This window comes from uncultured Ferrimonas sp., assembly GCF_947489035.1.
In the GTDB taxonomy this organism is placed as follows: Bacteria; Pseudomonadota; Gammaproteobacteria; order Enterobacterales; family Shewanellaceae; genus Ferrimonas.
The window spans coordinates 63967-82438 of record NZ_CANLCI010000009.1 but is presented as its reverse complement, the minus strand read 5'-3'; the positions used below and the strand labels follow the sequence as shown (position 1 = coordinate 82438).

Annotated in this window: 13 protein-coding genes; 7 read left to right on the top strand and 6 right to left on the bottom strand. The window is 54.2% G+C overall.

What is annotated here, in order from left to right:
* Positions 1 to 88: 88 nt before the first annotated feature.
* Positions 89 to 1075, top strand: a complete 987-nt coding sequence (locus Q0796_RS07690) for a DUF2235 domain-containing protein (RefSeq protein WP_298441697.1) — start codon at positions 89 to 91, stop codon at positions 1073 to 1075.
* Between the two features lie 136 nt (positions 1076 to 1211).
* Positions 1212 to 3113: an EAL domain-containing protein gene (locus tag Q0796_RS07685; RefSeq protein ID WP_298441695.1), complete on the top strand. Its 1902-nt coding sequence runs from the start codon at positions 1212 to 1214 to the stop codon at positions 3111 to 3113.
* Between the two features lie 255 nt (positions 3114 to 3368).
* On the opposite strand, the gene Q0796_RS07680 is transcribed toward Q0796_RS07685, so the two are convergent.
* The 3 genes from Q0796_RS07680 to Q0796_RS07670 form a co-directional block, all read right to left on the bottom strand.
* On the bottom strand, positions 3369 to 6023 hold the full coding sequence (locus Q0796_RS07680; protein ID WP_298441693.1) for a TonB-dependent receptor: 2655 nt from the start codon (positions 6021 to 6023) through the stop codon (positions 3369 to 3371).
* Between the two features lie 98 nt (positions 6024 to 6121).
* The gene (locus tag Q0796_RS07675) at positions 6122 to 8881 is read right to left on the bottom strand and encodes a hypothetical protein (protein ID WP_298441691.1); all 2760 of its coding nucleotides are present in this window, start codon (positions 8879 to 8881) and stop codon (positions 6122 to 6124) included.
* 375 nt (positions 8882 to 9256) lie between these two features.
* The gene (locus Q0796_RS07670) at positions 9257 to 9571 is read right to left on the bottom strand and encodes a DUF3135 domain-containing protein (RefSeq protein WP_298441689.1); all 315 of its coding nucleotides are present in this window, start codon (positions 9569 to 9571) and stop codon (positions 9257 to 9259) included.
* Between the two features lie 372 nt (positions 9572 to 9943).
* Here Q0796_RS07670 and Q0796_RS07665 point away from each other — a divergent pair, with 372 nt between their 5' ends.
* Both Q0796_RS07665 and Q0796_RS07660 read left to right on the top strand, forming a co-directional pair.
* Positions 9944 to 10783, top strand: coding sequence for a PhnD/SsuA/transferrin family substrate-binding protein (locus Q0796_RS07665; RefSeq protein WP_298441688.1), 840 nt, complete (start codon positions 9944 to 9946; stop codon positions 10781 to 10783).
* 77 nt (positions 10784 to 10860) lie between these two features.
* Positions 10861 to 11127: a YebG family protein gene (locus Q0796_RS07660; protein ID WP_298441686.1), complete on the top strand. Its 267-nt coding sequence runs from the start codon at positions 10861 to 10863 to the stop codon at positions 11125 to 11127.
* 79 nt (positions 11128 to 11206) lie between these two features.
* Here the strand turns inward: Q0796_RS07660 and Q0796_RS07655 are convergent, their stop codons facing one another.
* On the bottom strand, positions 11207 to 11575 hold the full coding sequence (locus tag Q0796_RS07655; RefSeq protein ID WP_298441685.1) for a phasin family protein: 369 nt from the start codon (positions 11573 to 11575) through the stop codon (positions 11207 to 11209).
* A gap of 208 nt (positions 11576 to 11783) precedes the next feature.
* Here Q0796_RS07655 and phaR point away from each other — a divergent pair, with 208 nt between their 5' ends.
* Entirely contained in the window at positions 11784 to 12188 is a 405-nt protein-coding gene (phaR, locus tag Q0796_RS07650) for a polyhydroxyalkanoate synthesis repressor PhaR (protein ID WP_298441682.1), read from the top strand.
* An 8-nt stretch (positions 12189 to 12196) separates the two neighbouring features.
* On the opposite strand, the gene Q0796_RS07645 is transcribed toward phaR, so the two are convergent.
* Together Q0796_RS07645 and Q0796_RS07640 are read right to left on the bottom strand one after the other, a co-directional pair.
* Positions 12197 to 14098 carry an EAL domain-containing protein gene (locus Q0796_RS07645; protein ID WP_298441680.1) on the bottom strand — a complete coding sequence of 634 codons (1902 nt, stop codon included), beginning with the start codon at positions 14096 to 14098 and terminating at the stop codon, positions 12197 to 12199.
* 108 nt (positions 14099 to 14206) lie between these two features.
* Positions 14207 to 15346 carry an endonuclease/exonuclease/phosphatase family protein gene (locus Q0796_RS07640; protein ID WP_298441678.1) on the bottom strand — a complete coding sequence of 380 codons (1140 nt, stop codon included), beginning with the start codon at positions 15344 to 15346 and terminating at the stop codon, positions 14207 to 14209.
* A 329-nt stretch (positions 15347 to 15675) separates the two neighbouring features.
* On the opposite strand from Q0796_RS07640, the gene Q0796_RS07635 reads away from it, so the two are divergent.
* Complete coding sequence (locus Q0796_RS07635; RefSeq protein WP_298441781.1) at positions 15676 to 17406, top strand: ABC transporter transmembrane domain-containing protein; 1731 nt, start codon at positions 15676 to 15678, stop codon at positions 17404 to 17406.
* A gap of 18 nt (positions 17407 to 17424) precedes the next feature.
* Positions 17425 to 18426 carry an adenosine deaminase gene (gene add / locus Q0796_RS07630; protein WP_298441676.1) on the top strand — a complete coding sequence of 334 codons (1002 nt, stop codon included), beginning with the start codon at positions 17425 to 17427 and terminating at the stop codon, positions 18424 to 18426.
* The last annotated feature ends 46 nt before the right edge of the window (positions 18427 to 18472 follow it).

Genomic DNA, 18472 nt, shown 5'->3' with positions numbered 1-18472 from the left:
ATTCCTGTGCGGCAACTGCAGCAAACTGGGGTGTGGATTGATATGATGTCGGCCATCGTGGTGCCACTAATTACAGGTTAAATAAGCAATGAAAAAAATCGTACTTTGCGCCGATGGCGAATGGGATGGCCGCAGCGGCTTACACCAGCAAAGTAACGTAGCGCGGTTAGCGCGCTACTTGGCACCGAACGACGATAACGACCATGTGCAGCTGAGCTATTTTGAGCCGGCAAAAGCGGGGGTGCCAAATCAAGCTCGATTAGAGCGGGATCTGTTGCAAGCCTACCGATTTATTATCCAGAACTACCAAGCTGGGGATCTGCTCTACTGCTTTGGTTTTTCCTACGGCGCATTTTTGATGCGCTTGCTCACCGGCTTGATTGATGTCTGTGGCGTGCTGCAAAAGCACCACTTGGCGCAGGCGGAACGAGCGTTAGCCTTGTACTGGCAGTTGCGGATGGACAGCAACGATCCGGCCGCCGTGCAGTTTCGCAGCCATTTTGCGGTAAATGAACAAGCCGAAGTGCGCCTAGTGGGCCTGTTTGACTGCGTAGGTGAGCATGGGGTGCCCGCCCGTTACTTGGGCAATTTGGATGATTACTCGGTGTACGACAACGCCACCGTACCGAGCTGTGTACGTACTGGTCGCCATGCGTTGGCTTTGGATGAAACCCGCGGCGACTACGTGCAAGCCTGTTGGGATGAACTTGATGGCGTTAACCTGCAACAGGTGTGGTTTAGCGGCGATCATCAACAGTTAGGTGGCTTAGAGATTGAGCACGATGGCCAAGGTTTATTGGGGGATCTGCCACTGGCGTGGATGGTCAACCAAGCCACAGAGGCGGGCTTAGAGTTTGACGCCGGGATCTACGCCGAGCTCAACCCCAATCCGTTGGCGTCGATCCCGCAAGCGCGCTCTACCTTTGTGAATTACTTTGGTCGTGGCCGCCGTCGCTTACAGCCAAATCACTATCTGCATGAGTCGGTGCAAACGCGCTGTGAGCAGCTGAGCTACCAAGCCGATGGCCTTGAAGAGTTCATTGAAACCGTTGGTTGGCAAATTGCGGTGAACTGATCCGGCCCGTTTTAATCGTTTACATGGCTGTCGCGATCGAATTTAACCGACTATTTTTTAGTGTCTTATACTAAAAGTAGTGTGCGACAGGGCTGGATTTCAGCGGATGCATGGTGGTTAAGGACGGGAGCCGACAATGACGTTATTTCGACAGCTAGTGGTTCGAGTGGCAGCAATCAGCATTGTTGTGGCGTTGGTGCTGCTGCCATTAAGCTGTTATTGGCTTGCCGATCAATTGCAGCTGCAACAGCAGCAAGAGTCCAGTCAGCAACTGCAGCGTTTTCGGCTGCAACTGCAACAGCAATGGCAGCGAGATCAAGCCTTTGATCTCAGCCTTCTGGCCAGCCCGTCGGCCTTAGCGTTATTCCACAGCATTCGCATCGAGGCCGATGGCAACAACCTTAACCAGCGTTTCACCACCGCCGCCCAATATCCCGCCCTCGTTTCGGCGCTGCCGCTGTTTAGCGATACGCCACTGCAAGCGCGCATCGATCGCGATGCCTTACCAACCGCCACGCTCTTTGCCCTAAGCAATAGCGGCCGCTATTACCAGTTGTGGTGGCAGCAAACCGCGATGCTGAGTGTCATGGTGCTGCTGTGGTTGTTGTTGGCGCTGCTGGCGATCTCCGTTGGGGTGAAACGGCAATTGGCGCCTTTGTTGTTGCTGTCGCAGCGAGCCGAAGATCTCAGTCGCTTGAAGTTTTCCTTGCCGTTGGCGGTACCTGAAAGCCAAGAGCTGGGCAAGATCACGAATGCCATCAATGCACTGGCAAAAAAGCTGAAGTGGGAATTGGACGGCTACCACAAACAGGTGGATACCTTGAAACGGGCACTGTTAACCGATCAGGTGTCCGAATTGCCCAATCGCGCCTTCATTGTGGAGCGCATTGATTCGTGGTTGCGCGAAGCCGAAGCGGGGGTATTGGTGCTGATTAACATGAAGTTCTTAGAAGACGTTCGGCTGAAGTTTGGCTTTGAATATCGCGACGAACTGGTGGCTAATTTTTCCCGTAAAGTGCGCGAGCTGGTCAGTAGCCAACCGGGATTGCTGGCGGCACGGATCAGCGCCGAAGATTTTTTGATTGTGGTCAGCAGCGCCGATTACCAACAGGCAGTTAACGCCTTGCAGCAGCTGACCTCACAAACCTACAAAGACAGCGATCTCAACATCAGCGCCCCTTATGGCGTAGGTGTGGTGCAAAAGCATTTGCAGGGCAAAGCGGAAGAGATCCTAGCCCAAGCAGACAACGCCTTAGTGCAGGCGATCACCGCACCGGATCAGATCTGCTGGTATCAACAGCCGGCGGAAGCGCCGCTGTTTCGTCAGCAGTGGCGTAATGCCTTAACGCAGGCGGTGCACGAAGCCCACTTTCGTTTTGTCGCGCATCCGGTGGTGGACGCCGCTGGGGATCGGATCCAGTTGGATTTGGACATTGAACTGGATGTGAATGGCCGCTTGATGAGCGAACAAGAGCTGTTGCCCTATTTGAAGATGCTCAGTCTCGCTAATGATTTTGAAAAAAGTAAAATCCGCGCCGCCGCCGATTTAGAGATTAAATTCACTCCGGTGGTGTTTAACCTGGTGCCCCAAAGTGTGGAAGATCCTGAGTTTGGCCGGTGGCTTAGCCGTTTCTTACAGCAAAAAGAGTACGCCTTTCAGTTTGAGATAAGTGAACGGCAGGTGTTGGCGGCGCCCGATGCGGTAAAACGGTTGCGATCGGAGCTTAAAAACCTCGGTTACAAGCTGGGAGTGAACCATTTTGGGATGCACTTGGTGGAGCTGGATTACATCAGTTGGCTGCGACCGGACTACGTAAAATTGGATCCGGCCTTTAGTGCCATGCCCCATTCGCCAATGCAGGCTGAGATGTGCCGCACTATGTTCAACACGTTGCAAACCTTGAATATTTCTTTGTACTTGGCTGACATTCCCAATGAAGAAGCGTTAACGCAATTCGCCAGCATGCCCTACAACGGCTTTAAGCGGCTGGGTGACGAGATGCTGATGCAGCCTAAAGCGGAAGCGGCGCTGACGTAAAAGTGAGCAAAGACCGCGGGTCGATTTGAGCCGCTGTTGAAGCAAGCCGAGGATGCAAGCAGTGGATGCCATGAGTGGATGAAAGGCGTTGGTCTCAAGAGTTAGCGTAAGGCGTGGATGCTGGGCGACTCACTCCGCCGAGGCAGCCGCATCATGCTCAGATCGCGCAATCATAAAAAAACACCAGTTGCGTTGCAGCTGGTGTTTTTTTGGTTGCGGCTTACTTTACAGCGCAACGGCGGCGCCGTTCGTGGGTTAAAAATCGAAACCGAAGGTCAGGGTGTATTCGCTGCCCGGTTGCTTGTAGAACACACGTTGCCCCTCTTGCTGATATTCACTTTTCTGCGCTAACAGGTTCTTCGCTTTAACCTTGATCGCCAGCTGAGGCATCGGGTAGTAAGCGTAAGTGAAATCAAGAGAGCTAAAGGGCTGTTCGTACACATCATCCAATCCGGCGGTGCCAGCGTAAGCGATGCGATCCCCAAAGACGTTATACACCAAGGTGGCGGCGTGGCTTTGATCCATCGAATCAAAACTCAGCTGCATGTTGGCGACCCATTCCGAGTGGCCGGTCATGCGCCGCGTTAGGTTGGTGGGGTTGATGTTACCCGCCGGTGAGATCTCGATTTGTGAATCGCTTAGGGTTAGGTTGCCCGCAAAGAACAACCCGTCCCAAACGTCGGAATTGGGGCTGATAAAGCCAAGCTCTTGGTGAAATTCGGTTTCAATGCCGTACAGTTCGCCACGATCGGCGTTTTGAAAGGTCAGCAGGGTATCTTGTTCCGTGATCACCTGAACCGATTCGATCGGCGCGTCCAACTCTTTGTAGAAGCCAGCCACCGACAGGTTACTGCCACTTTCCAGATACCATTCCCAGCGCAGATCAAGGTTGATGATGTCTGAGCTACGCAGCTCGGAATAACCAATCATATCAAAGCCGCTGTCGGGATCTTGAAATCGCACCGGCGCTACTTCACGCAGATCGGGGCGGACGATGGTTTTACTGAGCGCGAAACGCCACTGCATCTGCTCGTTTTGGATCCAAGTGGCAGACAGGGATGGGAACCAGCCATCTTCGGCGCGGGTGTAATCGCTGAGCTGATTGCGGCCCCCTTCGTCGGAGATCTCGCCATCGGCGGTCAGTGGCAGCACCATCTGCTTGTGATCTTCGTAGCGCACCCCGGCAGTAACGCGGAAGTCGTCGGCCCAGGTTAAATCAAACTCAGCAAAGCCCGCATCCAGCCGCTGTGCAGCAACGTAGTCGTCGGTTTCAGAAGTGGTGTCCAGCAAGGCAAAGCCGTTGGCCGGATCGTTGATTGCGCCATCGCTGAAGATCTGATCGAATTCGCCGGTCAGCAGCTCGGTTTGGTAATCCGAGGTATCAAACGCCAAGCGGGTGGAGTAGGCGGTACGGCTGCGTTCAAAAGATTGGTAGCCACCGGTTAATTCAAGTTCAGCATCCCCCAGCAACAAGGGCAGCGTTAGCTGGTAGCCGTAGTTTTTGCTGTCGTCTTGCAACAGGCTGTAGCGATACACCGCCGCATCGGCGCGGCCTTGCAAGGCGCGGCTGCTGATGTCGCCATTGGCGTCTTGCAGCACCGAGTATTTGTAACTCAATTCGGTCGGCGCATCGCGTTCGGCGCGGGCGTCAGTGTAAAACCAGTTGGCTTGCAGATCCCAAAGTTGCGGGAAGAAGTGTTCGCCACGAATCTGGTTGGCCACCAAGAGGCGTTGTTGGTAGTTGATGTCGTACTGTTGCAGCGCGTTGTCTTCATCAATGGTGTCGATGGTTTCGTTAATCGCTACCGAAACGTCATCCGAGCTGTCATGCAGGTAGGTGGTGAAGGTTTCAATCTTATGATCGTCGGTAAACTCCAGCCCCATGTTGCCCATGAGCGACCACTGCACAATGGAATCGGAGCCAGAAACCAAAGAACTGGTGGCGATCTCGCCGTTGGCGTTGGCCAGTTCAAATGCCTGTTTTTGGTAGTTCTCTACCTGTTTCTTGTAGTAACTGCCGGCCACAAAACCAAAGCGCCAGTCGCCGTTGTTATCCAGTTCAAAACGGTTGCCAATGCTGGCGCTGCCGCGATAGCCCAAATCGGCGTCGTCTTTGGTAACCGTCATGTCGCGGTTCATCGTCAGTGCAAGGTTGCGGTTGATCGCTTCGGCTTGGTCGATGTCGCCTACGCTGCGGTAGATGTCGGTAACAGAGACGCCCCCGTACTGTGCCATCGCTTGGTTGATGGCGTCGGGCAGTTGGCGCAGGCCGTTGTCTTGGCCGAGGGCATCGTCGGCATTGGCGTAGGTCAGGCGGTCGTTACTGTGGTTGCTGTTGTATTGGCTGCCCAACGAGGCTTTGATGAAAAAGTCATTGGGGATGCTTTTGGTACGAATATCAACGTGACCGCCGCCAAACGCCGCCGGTGCAGCTGGCGACGCGCCTTTTTGCACACTGAGGGATTCAATGATTGAGGCAGGGAACATGTCCAGCGGCAACACGCTGCGGGTTGGATCCGGCGATGGCACCGACGCCCCATTTAACGAGGTGCTGGAGTAACGCTCGCCTAAGCCGCGCACGTAGATAAATTTGCCATCGCGCAGCGTTAAGCCGGTGATCCGGCGTAGGGCGGCGGCGGCATCGCTGTCGCCGCTGCGGCCGATCTGCTCTGCGCCCATTAAATCGGCCACGTAGGGCTGCTCGCGGCGCTCGTCGATCACTTCCGAGGCAACGCGCTGCAAGCGCCCAACCACCGAGATAACTTCGATTTGCTGGGCGTCCGTTTGGGCCGCATCGGCATCCGCATCGGCGGCATTGGCGGTGGGAATGAACAGCGTGAGCGAGAGTGACAAGGCTTGGGCCACCCCAAGACCAACTTTGCTGGTGTTAAAACGCGGTGAGTTTTTCATTGTGGTTGTTCCTGTGTCCGTATGAAACAACAGGCCATGGCGGCCTAGGGACGAGGTAGAGAAAAAGAGAGGGCAGCGTGGGCTGCCCTCAATCAGGCTTAGTTGGCTGGGTGGGTCCAGCCGCTGGTCCAGTCGTCGCTGCCATTAAAGGCACCGATGTAATCGGTGGCATCAAAGAAGCTGTCGGCGCTCATGTCTTTGCCGTTGCCCAAGGCGATGGAATCGCTGCTGGGGATGCCGTTGGTGAGTGCGACCGCGCCTGCAACATTGCCGGTTTGGGCTAAGAACCACGTTTGCAAATCAAAGGCCGGTACGTCGGCGTCGTTCTTAAAGGGTTCGCTGCAATCGATGATGCTGTGGTTAATGCTGAGATCAGCACTGGTGGCGTTGGCGATGGTGTCGCTGCCGTCAAACTCTAAACACTCCCCAGTTACCGCGCCGGTTGTGCCGCCTTGAACAATTAAGTTGCTGATGGTGGCAGAGGTGGCAACGCGCAGGATGATCCCTTCGGCATCGTCACCGCCGGCGTGTGTGCCGCCAGCCGGTAAAATGGTGATGTTCGACAGCGTTGGCTTGGACGTTGGCGTGCCCAGTGGATCCGATTTCGAGCTGTCACCCTCGATGCCACGGTTGGCGTGGTTGTCTTGCTGGGTAATGAAGATGTGTTGCGCTTTGCCGGTCCAACCGTTGGTCCAATCCAGCGAGTCGTCAAAGTTATCAGTAAGGTACAGGTACTTCAGGTTGACGGCGCCGCCCCAAAACTCAACCCCATCGTCGTCGTTCATGTGCACTTGGATGTGATCCACCTGCGTGCCAGAGCCAACTGCGCCGAAGCTGATCCCGTTCAGTTCTTGGGTGTCGTTAATTTTAAAGCCGCCATACTTCACCACCACGTGGCTGAGGGTGCCGCTGGAATCGCTGTTGTTGTTGCCGCCGTATTGGTGATTGCCTACTTCAAAGGCGACATCGCAGTTATCGGCACTGGCGCAGGTGTTCACCAAGCCGTTGCCCAATATCACCAAGCCACCCCATTGACCTCGGTCGCCAGCTTGGCCGCTTACGTCTTGGAAAGAGGTGAAATTGATGGGCTGTGTGGCACTGCCTTGAGCCATGATTTTTGAGCCACGGCTGATCACCAGATAACCGCCATCGTTGCCGTAGACGGTGGTGCCCGCTTCAATGCCCAAGGTGGCGCTGTTGGTGTTGTCACCGCCAATCACAACGGCGCCATCGAGCTTGTAGACCACGTTGGTGCCCGCTAATAGGGTGACATTGGTGTTGATGTTACCGCTGAGGGTACACGCCAGATCGGCGCCATCAATTAAGGCGGCATCGGCGGCATCATTAACGGTACCAGCAGGGCAGGAGCTGAGCGGTTGCAATACTTCTGGGGCCGGCGTTTGGCTGTGAATGGCGGTCGTCCAACCTTGGGTCCAATCGTTGCTGCCATCAAAGGCACCAATGTAGTTGGCGTCGACCAGACGGGGATCGGTGTTGGCCAAATCGGCCTTGCCACCGGTTAAAGCCAGCGAGCTGCTATTGGGCTGGTAACCGCTGAGATCCGCAGCAGCAACGATGTTGCTGGTTTGGCCTTGGAACCAAGCGGCAACGTCAAAGAGAGAATTGCCATCGCTGTCTTTAGGATCCTTAAACGGCTCAACACAATCAATTAATGAGTGGCTCATCACCAGCTCGCCACCTTGGGCATTGGCCACGGTATCGGTGCCATTGATCTCGAGACATTCGCCGGTTTCTAGCCCGCCTTTCACCAAGGTGTTGTATAAGGTGGCGCCGGTAGCGACACGGAACAAAATGCCTTCGGCGTCATCGCCAGCGGCGTTTTCACCACCGCCAAGCTGCAAGGTTAGGTTGGCCAGCGTTGGCTTCGACATCGGTAAGCCCAATGGATCCGATTTGGAGCTGTCGGCTTCAATGCCGCGGTTGGCGGCGTTGTCTTCGGTACGGATGTAAACGTGCTGAGCGCTGCCTTGCCAGCCGTTGGTCCAATCCAGAGAGTCATCGAAGTTATCGGTTAACACCACCTGTTGTACCGAGACATTACCGCCCCAAAACTCAATGCCATCGTCGTCGTTTTTGTGTACTTGCAGATGGTTCACGGTGGTGCCCGCGCCAACGCCAGCAAAGGAGATCCCGTTCAGCTCTTGGGTGTCGTTAATTTTAAAGCCGCCGAACTCCACCCGCACGTACTGCAAGGTGCCAGAGTTGTCTTGCTCGTTATCGCCGCCGTATTGGTGGTTGCCCACTTCAAAAGAAGCGTCGCAGTTGACCATGTCTGCACAAGTATTTACTGGGGCATTACCCAATAAAACCAAACCGCCCCATTGGCCGCGATCGGTACCCAGCCCTAAGCCAGATTCTACCGAAGTGAAGACAATCGGCGCTTCGGCGCTGCCCAGAGCGTTGATTTGCGAACCACGGCTGATCACCAAATAAGCGTCGCTGTTGCCTAAGATCTTGCTGCCCGCCTCGATGTTAAGCGTCAGGCTGTCTTGGTTGTCACCGCCGATAACAACGGCGCCGTTAAGCTCCCACACCACGTCGTTACCCAAGGTGATGGCCGGTAAGTTTCCACTCGTGGCACTGCTGGCTGCGGCGGCTAACAACGCACCGGACAAAGTCCAAACTTGCTTGCCGTCTACCATCGCAATGGAAGAAGACTTCTGGGCAAAGCTGCCGTATTTGGCGGCGATGGGATCCGTTGGGTTGGTTGGTGTCGTCGGGGTAGTGGGGGCCGGTGTGGCTTCGCTGCCCGTATCGATATTGATGTCGCCGCCACAAGCGCCCAGCAGAATGGCTGAGGTTAAGGCACTGAGTTTAAACAGTTGATTCATTTTCATTGTTGTCTCCGACAGACGGATTTGAAGTGATGGTCAATAAGTTGATGCGCTGAATGTAAAGGCGCGATATGACGGAGACGTTGAGCAAATGCGTCGCTTTAGTGGCAGCACGGCGGCAAAACCATGACCACGGCATGACCAATTGATGACGGCGCGTTTATTTGTCCATATAAAACAGTCGCTTATGTTTTATTGTTGGCGCTGATTGAGGGCTTGATGAGGCGGACAAAGTGGCTGTTGATGGTATTGAAATTGGGTTTTGGCTTGGTTGCTAAGAGGAAATAACACGATGTAGATCAGATGATTGAACAGAGTAAGCAGGGAAAAACAGAAAACAGCCCCCCTACGACGGCACCATGCTCTGGGGGCGGAACGTTAGCGCGTTGGTTGATGCAGCTTGATGATGTCGGCTTGTTGCTGGGGGGGCAGTCCGCCTTCGTTAATCACTTGCGCCATTTGGGTCAACTTTTTGTGCATCATCTGATTGATCACCACCATTCGCTGGGTGGGGTTGTTACATAGGTTAAGGCGTTGATCTATGTTGCTTTGCAGTGCCTTAAGTTGTGGCTGTCGTTCACTTTTGGCGCTGCTTATGGCGTCGGCAATCAGTGCTTGGCGCAGGGCTTCTAACTGCTCGGGGTGATTCATGGCCAGTTCCTTTAGCCGATCAAAGCTGGGTAACGCGGTCATGGGGCGGCCTCCAGTAAGGTGCGATAAGCGTGATCGGTATCTCTAAGCTAAGACCGCTTCAACGTTTTTGGCAAACTCCCTTTGTGACATCACCGAAACAAGTTGCTGATTTAACGTTTTTTATTTATTCGAGCGCACAGACAAAGCGGCACGTTAGCGTAAATGGCAGAGGCCGATCGCGAGCAAAATTGCCGCAATCGAGAAAAATATCGCGGATCACCGTGTTCACATCAAAGAGATGGCGGCGAGAATGAAACCATTTCAGCCGTAACATGATTGGCTTCAAATTGTTGGTGAAAAGTTATCGGTATTACTTGGGTTCTTATGATGTTGCCGTAGAATCTCAGGCCTCAAAACCAAGGTGTAAATAAAATGTGGTGTCGGTGGATTCTTGCTGTTGCGATATTGCTTAGTACGTCAGTGCTGGCGCAGCCGTTGCAGTACGCGATTTGGCAACCGAGCGAGCAGCCATTAACAGCGTCGCAGTTAACGGCGCTGGATCTGTATTTTAGCGAGCAACTGCAACAGCCGGTGCAACGAGTGCCGATCAGCAGTGGCCAGCAGATAGTGGATAAAATGGTGGCCGGAGAGCTGGATTTTGGCTGGGTGAATTTGATCACCAGCTATCAGTTGCGACGTGCTTTACCCGAAGTGGAACATACCGCCCAGGGGTACGACGACCAGTTCTACCGCTTCTATATTGTGGCGCGTACTGCCACCGGCTTAAAACCACAACAATGGTTTGATGGCCGCCAGTTGGCGCCGTTTCGAATTGCGCTTGGCCCTAAAAACTCATCTTCATCCAATGTATTACCGCAATATTATCTAGAGCAGCTTTATCAGCAAAAAGTGTCGGATATGTTCCGCTCAATCCGCTACTTCCGTTCACAGCAGCAGATCTTAGCCGAGTTAAAAAGCGGCCAAGTGGACGTCGGGGCGGTAAGCTATCAGGTTTATCAGCAGGCGGTACGTGATGGCAGTGTGGATCCCAGCGACATCCGTATTATCTGGACCAGCCCGATGTTTCCGAACAACTATTGGATGACTCAACCGGCTGGCAGCTATAGCACCGCGTTGCAGCAGGCACTGGCGCAATTGCACTTGCAGCCGCAGCTACAGGGCATTGAACCCCGAGGGTTTGTATCGGTGGATGCAGGCACGGTTGCCAACATCGATAACACCTTGGCAGCCGCTGGGGTAAAAGGGCGTTAACAGCACTGTTTTTTTATCCAGTGCTCTCTGCTAACATGTTGTTTTCTTAACATTGCTATTTTGAAAGGGGCGCAGCCATGGCGGTGATCGTCAAGTACGTGGTGGAACGCAAAGGTGAGGAAGTAATGACTTTTTCCAGTAAGCAGGAAGCAGATGCCTACGACAAGATGTTGGATCTGGCGGATGAGCTGGTGCCATTGTTGGCGGCATCGAAACTGCTGGAAGAGTCGCAACAAGAAGAGTTAGCACTGTATTTGGCGAAAGAAAAAGACCATCTGGCCAACGTGCTTAAGGGCAAAAAGCCCGCGCCGAAGCCGAAAGCGAAACCCAAAAGCAGCGATTGATGTCAGGCGGATAACGCCAGTGACTGTGCCGTTGCAAAAAACGCCCATCCCAGTGATGGGCGTTTTGCGTTGTAAGCAGCTATTTTGTGGCCGCTTTACGCTTTGGGGCGTCTGCCGTTGCCGGCACTTGCCAGTACGCTTTAGTGAGCTCTGCCACGGTGGTGCTAAAGCTCGTTAAGGTGTCCATGTTGGACTTAACGTAGGCTTCCGCTTTGCTGCTGAAGCTGCTGGCCAGCTCTGATTGCTTATCCAGTAACTGCATCGGCGTGCGGCATTCACTTAACCCTTGGCCGATCTCTGAACCGCTTTTGAGCACTTCGGTTAGGTACTCGTTATTGCGAGTTGCCACTTCCGTCAGCAGCTGGGTTTGCAGCTCCTGCAGCTTCACTTGTTGCTCGATGCTGCGCTGCAGACCGTCTTCCATTTGTTGCTTGATGTCGTTCAACATAACTCTTGCTCCATGAGGTTGGCGTAGCATTGTGCACCGCACAATGTGCAGGCTTAATGTAGGAGCAGCAGCGGCAGCGGTCAAGCGGATATTGTGCACTGCACAAAAACTTCATAAATGGATAAAAGTGCTCAATAAACAACATCAATAGCTACCGTTGTGCGGGGGAAATTACTACAATCAGCCAAAACCTATGTGGCACTGCACGATGAAACTGATCAAGCGTTATCCCAATCGTCGTTTGTACGACACTGAATTGAAGCGCTACATCACCTTGGTTGAGGTGCGCGACTACATCAAAAGCTATCAGGCTTTTACGGTTATTGATTCGAAAACAGAACAAGACATGACCCGACAGGTGCTACTGCAAGTGCTGGCCGATATGGAAAGCGAAGGGCAGAAGTCGGTACTGACCAATCAGTTTCTGGAAGAGATAATACGATTGTATGACAGCCACATGACCGGCATGGCGGGGCAGTGGTTAGAGCAATCGATGGTGAGCCTGTTGGCGCAACAACAACAGTGGCAGCAAGAGTTACAGCGGATGCAGGATTTCAACCCAGCCACGTTATTTAATGCGTTCTTTAAGCCTAAAAACGATCGCAAAGATTAGCGATCAGATCACAGGTGACGCGCTTCTTCCCAGTTGTAAGAGATGTAGCCCTGGATGCCATCAACGTTAAGCTGCTGAAACAAACTGAGCTGATCGGTGTTCTCGACCCGAGTTGCGATGGTAACTAAACCCAGGTTTTGGGTGGTGCGGCACAGCGCTGCCAGCAGTTCGCGCTGTTGTTCTTCGTGCAATCGTTGGCTGTAGAGGTAATCCAATTTAACGTACTGCGGTGGCGGCAGTTCGGTTAGGTAGCTTATCTCTTGTAAGTGGCGGCCAAAATGGTCGATGGCAAAGTGAAATCCGGCGGCATCAATCAACTCACAGGCCAGCATGCTTTCTTCCCGTTGGTGAAAAAACGCCGCTTCTGGGATCTCAAACACCACTTTCTCTTTCAGCTTGGTTTGGATCAGCAATTGATGCTTAAGCCAACGCAAAAAGCCGGGATCACTGAGGCTATACGCCGACAGGTTGATGGCGGTTACGGGCCCTTTGTTACGCTGGCCGATCCGAGTAAACACCTGTGTGACCACGTACTTATCAAACTCGGCGATGAAGCCGGTTGCTTCTAAGGCGGGGATAAATTGCCCTGCGCTGCAAGATTCACCGGTCAGCAACAGCTGGCTGAGCACTTCGTAATGTAACAAGCTACCATCGGGGCTGAGCGCCGCCTGTTGGCGCAGCACCACTTGGTGTTGAGTAATGGCGCTTTCAACCAGTTCAACCCATTGGCGGCGGCCGCGTACCATCCCTTGTTGGTTGTGCTGGCGGATGATCGCCTGACGATGATCCTGATGGGTGTTTTTGGCCAGTAGGTTGTCTAGTTTGGCCATCATCGCGCTCGGATCGTGGGGGGCCACGCTGAACAGCATCACCACTTTATGGCGTGCTAAATCTTTGCTTTGCAGCTGCTCTGCGGTCTGGCTAACCATGTTAACCAGCTTTTGCCCCAACGGTTGCAGTTCGTCTTCAAGAATGTCGGTGATCAGCAGCCCCAGCTCGTGTTCGTGCAGTCGCACTAAAGTGAGATGGTGGGTAAGCGCCAGCATCTGCTGGATCTGTTGTTCAAGTTTGTGGCATTGGCTGCGATAGCCGGATTCGTGCCCCAGCTTGCGGCTGTCACTTAGGCTGGGCATATGCAGCAGGATCAGCACGCCGCAGTTGCCCTCTTTGATCCAGGTTTCCATGCTGGATTGCAGCAACAGTCGATTGCCAAGGCCAGAGAGTGGATCGTGATACAGCCGCTGCCGGATCTTATCGGTGCGATCCGCTTGCTCGGTGATCAGCTGATTCATTTGACGCGACATCACCTTAATGGCGTAGCCAATGTGGTTGAACTCTTGCACCGTACTGTTGCAATCCAGTGCTGGCACCGCTTGTTGTTGGCTTATCGCTTGGGCTTGGCTGCTTAAACTTTGCAGCGGCTTTAACAGTTTTTGCAGCAACAGCAGGCTCAAGGCGTTCACCAGTACCAATGCGGCAATGAGCGCCACGGCGAGTTGGCGACACTGTTGCCACAGTTGAGCGTGGATCCATTGGGGGTTGGTGCTAAAACTTAAGCTGGCCAGCGGTCGCAGCTGCTGTTCCAGCAACACGCTGTGGCTGTGAAGGGTGGGAATAAAGGGGCCATCTTGGCGCCAAAGCAGTTCGCCGCTGGCAAGCTCTAAGCGACCATTGGCGAGCCGTGACAATGGCTGCGGATCCGCCATGATGGTGCGGATCAGTGGCTTATCTGCCGCAATCAATGCTGGTTTTAAATTGGCGGCAAAGTAATCGCTTTGCTGTGTTAGGTACCGTTGCTGTTGCTGCTGCAGGCTTTGGTATTGCAGCAAGGCAAAAGCACCAAGCACCAGCAGCAACAAGCACACGTTGGCCAGCGCCAGCCGCAGCACCATTTTGTTCAGTAGCGTCATGCTTCCCTTGCTCAACTCTGTCGCAATCCATTGCTTTAACGCCGCAAGGCGGCATCCCAGTGCACTGATTATGGTTGAGAAATGAACGTTCGGGACAGAGCCTGCGGATTAATCGGTATCAGCGGTTGCTTGGTGCAGATGCAGATGCAGATCCAGCCACACTAAGCGGTGATCCGATGAATCACTGCGCTGTTGCATTAACCGGGCGAGCGGCTGATCTTTCGTTGGCCAGAAAACGCCGCTGTTACGGATGGTTAAGCCGCGCTTGGATGGCAGTACGTAATCCACCCGTGCCCGCCACGCGGCGGTGTGCTGTGCACCAAGGGGGTTGGTGCTGCTGTGGTTGCGGCCGCCGCTGCTGGTTGGGATCTCACTGGCATTGATGGCTGGGTGGTGAAGCAATTGTTCAATGGCACCGCTGCGGCTGTTGCCTTCATCGGCCGAGGCGTTGTAATCCCCCAGCACCACAAAGGGGGCATCGCCGCGAAAGCCACCGTGGCCACCTTGATCGTCGCTAAGGTAGTGACTGTTGTTGGGCTGCAGGTAATCAGCCCAGAGGCGGATCTCATCGAAGTTGCGGGCGCCATTGCGTTTTTCCGCGCCATCAAACACCGGTGGGGTTGGGTGTGCGGCCAAAATGTGCAGTGGCTGATTTTGGATCAACAGCGGCAGATCCCAATGGGATTTTGACGACAGCCTTAACCCTGCGAAGGTGGCGGCATCGTAAAAGTGACTGCCATCGGGGTTGTGGATCGGTTGATGGTTGGGCATCTGCGCCCAGCGAAAGTGCTGAAAGGTGCGGATCTGTTCTGTTTGGATTGGGTAACGCGACAGCAAGGCCATGCCGTATTGGCCGGGATAAAAGCCAAAGCCGTACGCGTCTCCGCCGACGCCACTGGCAACGCCATCGCCATCGATATCAAATGGGCTTGGTACGCCGGTGTTCACTGGCGCCACGTAGCGGTATGGGTAATCAATGGCTTTGGCACCACGCTGGGGCCGGTTCAGGTAGTTGCAATTGAAAGCGTCGATCCCCTGAGTTTTATCCGCTATGTAATCAAACTCATTAAGCAGGATCACATCGGGACGAACCCGTTGAATGATTTCGGCAATGTTACGGATCTGGCGGTGGCGGCCGGTGGCCAATCGCTGTTGCAACGCATCCGGTTGCAGTGGCTCGCGGGGGTGACGGCGATAGTTACTCGCTTCCATGCTGACGTTAAAAGTGGCGATGCGAATGGGGATCATGCTTATTCCTTGGATCCAGCCGATGTGGCAAGAGCAGGCGGCTATTATAGCGTTTTGGCAGCCAATTAACGCGCTGGCAATGGGATAAAACAGCCGTGAAATGATGGAATTAGACCCATTGCTTTCCGCGATGGCAGGGCACTTGGTCAGGGCGGTCGCTGCGAACCATGCTGGGAAGACAGCTTGCGTTACCGTTACTAACAAAAAGCGCTGTGGTTGCGAGGCTCAGTGTGCTGCTTTTGCTTGCCTAACGTCGGCTTTTCCCACAGGGTTACAGCATGTTAATCGATGGGATAGGTAACTGAGTGGATCCAGTGAAGCAAGGCGTAATGGCGTGGTTGTGGCAATTTGTCCGGCCTTATCGCTGGCGAGTGGCGGCGGCAATGGTGGCGCTGCTTGTGGGCTCGGTGACGTGGTTAGCCTTGGGGCAGGGCGTGCGGATCCTCGTGGATGAAGGCTTCCTGTCTGGCGAAATTGGCGCATTAAATCGTGCCATGACTCTGGTGTTGCTGATCAACTTTGTTGGTGGCATGGCGGTGTTTGTGCGTTTTTATCTGGTGAGCTGGCTGGGCGAGCGGGTCAGTGGCGACATCCGCAAACAGGTTTATGATCATCTGCTTAGCCTCTCGCCAGACTTCTTTGAATCCACCCGTACCGGCGAGGTGATCTCACGCTTTACCGCTGACACCACGGTGTTGCAAACCGTGGTGGGTTCGAGCTTGTCGATGGCGCTGCGGAGCATGGTCACCGTGCTTGGGGCAATCGTGATGATGGGCTTCACCTCAATGAAGTTAACCGCGTTAGTGCTGGTGGCGGTGCCGCTGGTGTTGGTGCCGATTTTCTTTTTTGGTGGCAAGGTGCGGCTGCTCTCGCGCCACAGCCAAGATCGGGTTGCTCACCTTGGCGCACACATCGACGAAACGCTGCACGAGATCCAAACCGTGCAAGGCTACGGTCATCAGCAACGGGATGGCGATAAATTCTCGAATCACGTCGAGGCGGTCATGGATACCGCAAAAGTGCGGATCCGCTATCGCAGCGGCTTAATCGCTTCGGTGATGATCTTGTCGATCTCGGCCATCACCGTGGTGAGCTGGATTGGTGCCATTGAAGTGATCAACGGCGATTTGAGCGCCGGTCAGCTGACGGCTTTCATGTTCTATGCGGTGTTGGCCGCAGGGGCGGTGGCCACCATCAGCGAGGTCATCAGCGAAGTGCAGCGGGCTGCCGGTGCCACTGATCGCCTGCGTGAATTAACCGAGGTGTTGCCGCAGATCAGCGCCCCAGCTGATCCACAACCATTACCGCAGCCACTGCAGGGACAATTAACCCTCTCGGCACTGGCGTTTGCCTACCCAAGCGATCCAAACCGTCCGGTGTTAGCGCAGCTGTCGCTGACCATTGCCGCAGGCGAACGCCTCGCTTTGGTGGGCCCCAGCGGTGCGGGCAAATCAACCATATTCCAACTGTTAAAGCGTTTTTATCAACCCCAACAAGGGCAGATCCTATTGGATGAGGTTAGCATCGATAAGGTGGATCCGCAGCTGTGGCGCGCCCAATTTGCGCTGGTGCCCCAAGCGCCGGTGATCTTCGCCACTTCGGTGTTAGAGAACGTGCGTTACGGCCGCCCCGATGCCAGCGAACAAGAGGTTATTTCCGCCTGTGAGGCAGCCTGCGCCGATGAGTTTATTTCGTTGATGTCAGACGGTTATCACAGTCAGCTAGGGGAGCGGGGGGTAAAGTTATCCGGCGGTCAAAAGCAACGCATCGCCATTGCGCGGGCGTTGTTAGCGGATAGACCGATTTTACTGCTGGACGAGGCGACCTCGGCACTGGATGCACATAATGAAGCGTTGGTGAAGCAAGCACTGGATCGATTGATGCAGGGGCGCACCACCTTGATTATTGCCCACCGCTTGGCCACGGTGGTAAATGCCGATCGCATTGTGGTGTTGGATAACGGTCAGATCAGCGCGATTGGTGATCATCAGCAATTGTTAACGCAGAATTCGCTCTATCGACAATTGGCCGAGCTACAGTTACTTACAGATATAACGTAATGCCACTAGGAGACTAATATGATCAATAACAAGCTACCTCTTGTGGATCTTCACCGCCATTTAGATGGCAACATTCGCCCCCAAACCATTTTGGAATTAGGGCAAAAGCACGGCATCGCATTGCCGGGCAATGATTTAGACAGCTTAATGCCACACGTCAGTGCAGTGGGGAACCAACCCAGTTTGGTGGCGTTTTTAGAAAAGCTGGATTGGGGCGTAAAAGTACTGGTTGATGAAGAGGCGATCTATCGGGTTGCCTATGAAAACATCCAAGACTTGCAGCAAGATGGCATCGATTACGCTGAGCTGCGGTTTTCGCCAAGTTACATGGGGCGCTTTAGCCACATCGCCCCCGAAGCGGTCATTGATGCCACCGTCGCTGGGGTGCAAGCTGGGCTGAAACGCTTTGATTGTCAGGCCAAGCTGATTGGCATTTTAAGCCGCAGTTTTGGGGTAGAGGCGTGCCAACGCGAGTTAGACGCCATTTTGTCGCGCCAGCACGCCTTTGTGGCGGTGGATCTGGCCGGCGATGAACTGGGCTTTCCCGGCAATCTGTTTGAACCGCACTTTAAGCAGGTGCACAAAACCGATCTGAACATTACCGTGCACGCCGGTGAAGCGGCCGGAGCCGAAAGCATCTGGCATGCGCTTGAACGGCTTGGGGCTCAGCGTATTGGCCACGGGGTTAATGCCGCTGCGGATCATAAGCTGATGGAATATCTGGCCACCCGCCAAATCCCACTGGAATCCTGCCTAACCTCGAACCTGCAAACCACCACGGTGTCGAGTTTAGCGCAGCATCCGATTAACGATTTTGTTGAGGCGGGCATGTGCATCACCTTAAACAGCGATGATCCTGGGGTGGAGTGCACCACGCTCAGCAAGGAGTATCAACTGGCGCACGATGAGGTTGGGCTTACTGCGGCGCAGTTAGCGCAGATCCAGCGTAATGGGGTGCAGGCGGCGTTTTTGTCTGATGGCGAGCGCCAGCAACTGCTTGAGAGCAAACTCAACAATTAGCATTGGCCAGCTTGCAATGCACCGATGATGCCGTAACCTAACGGGT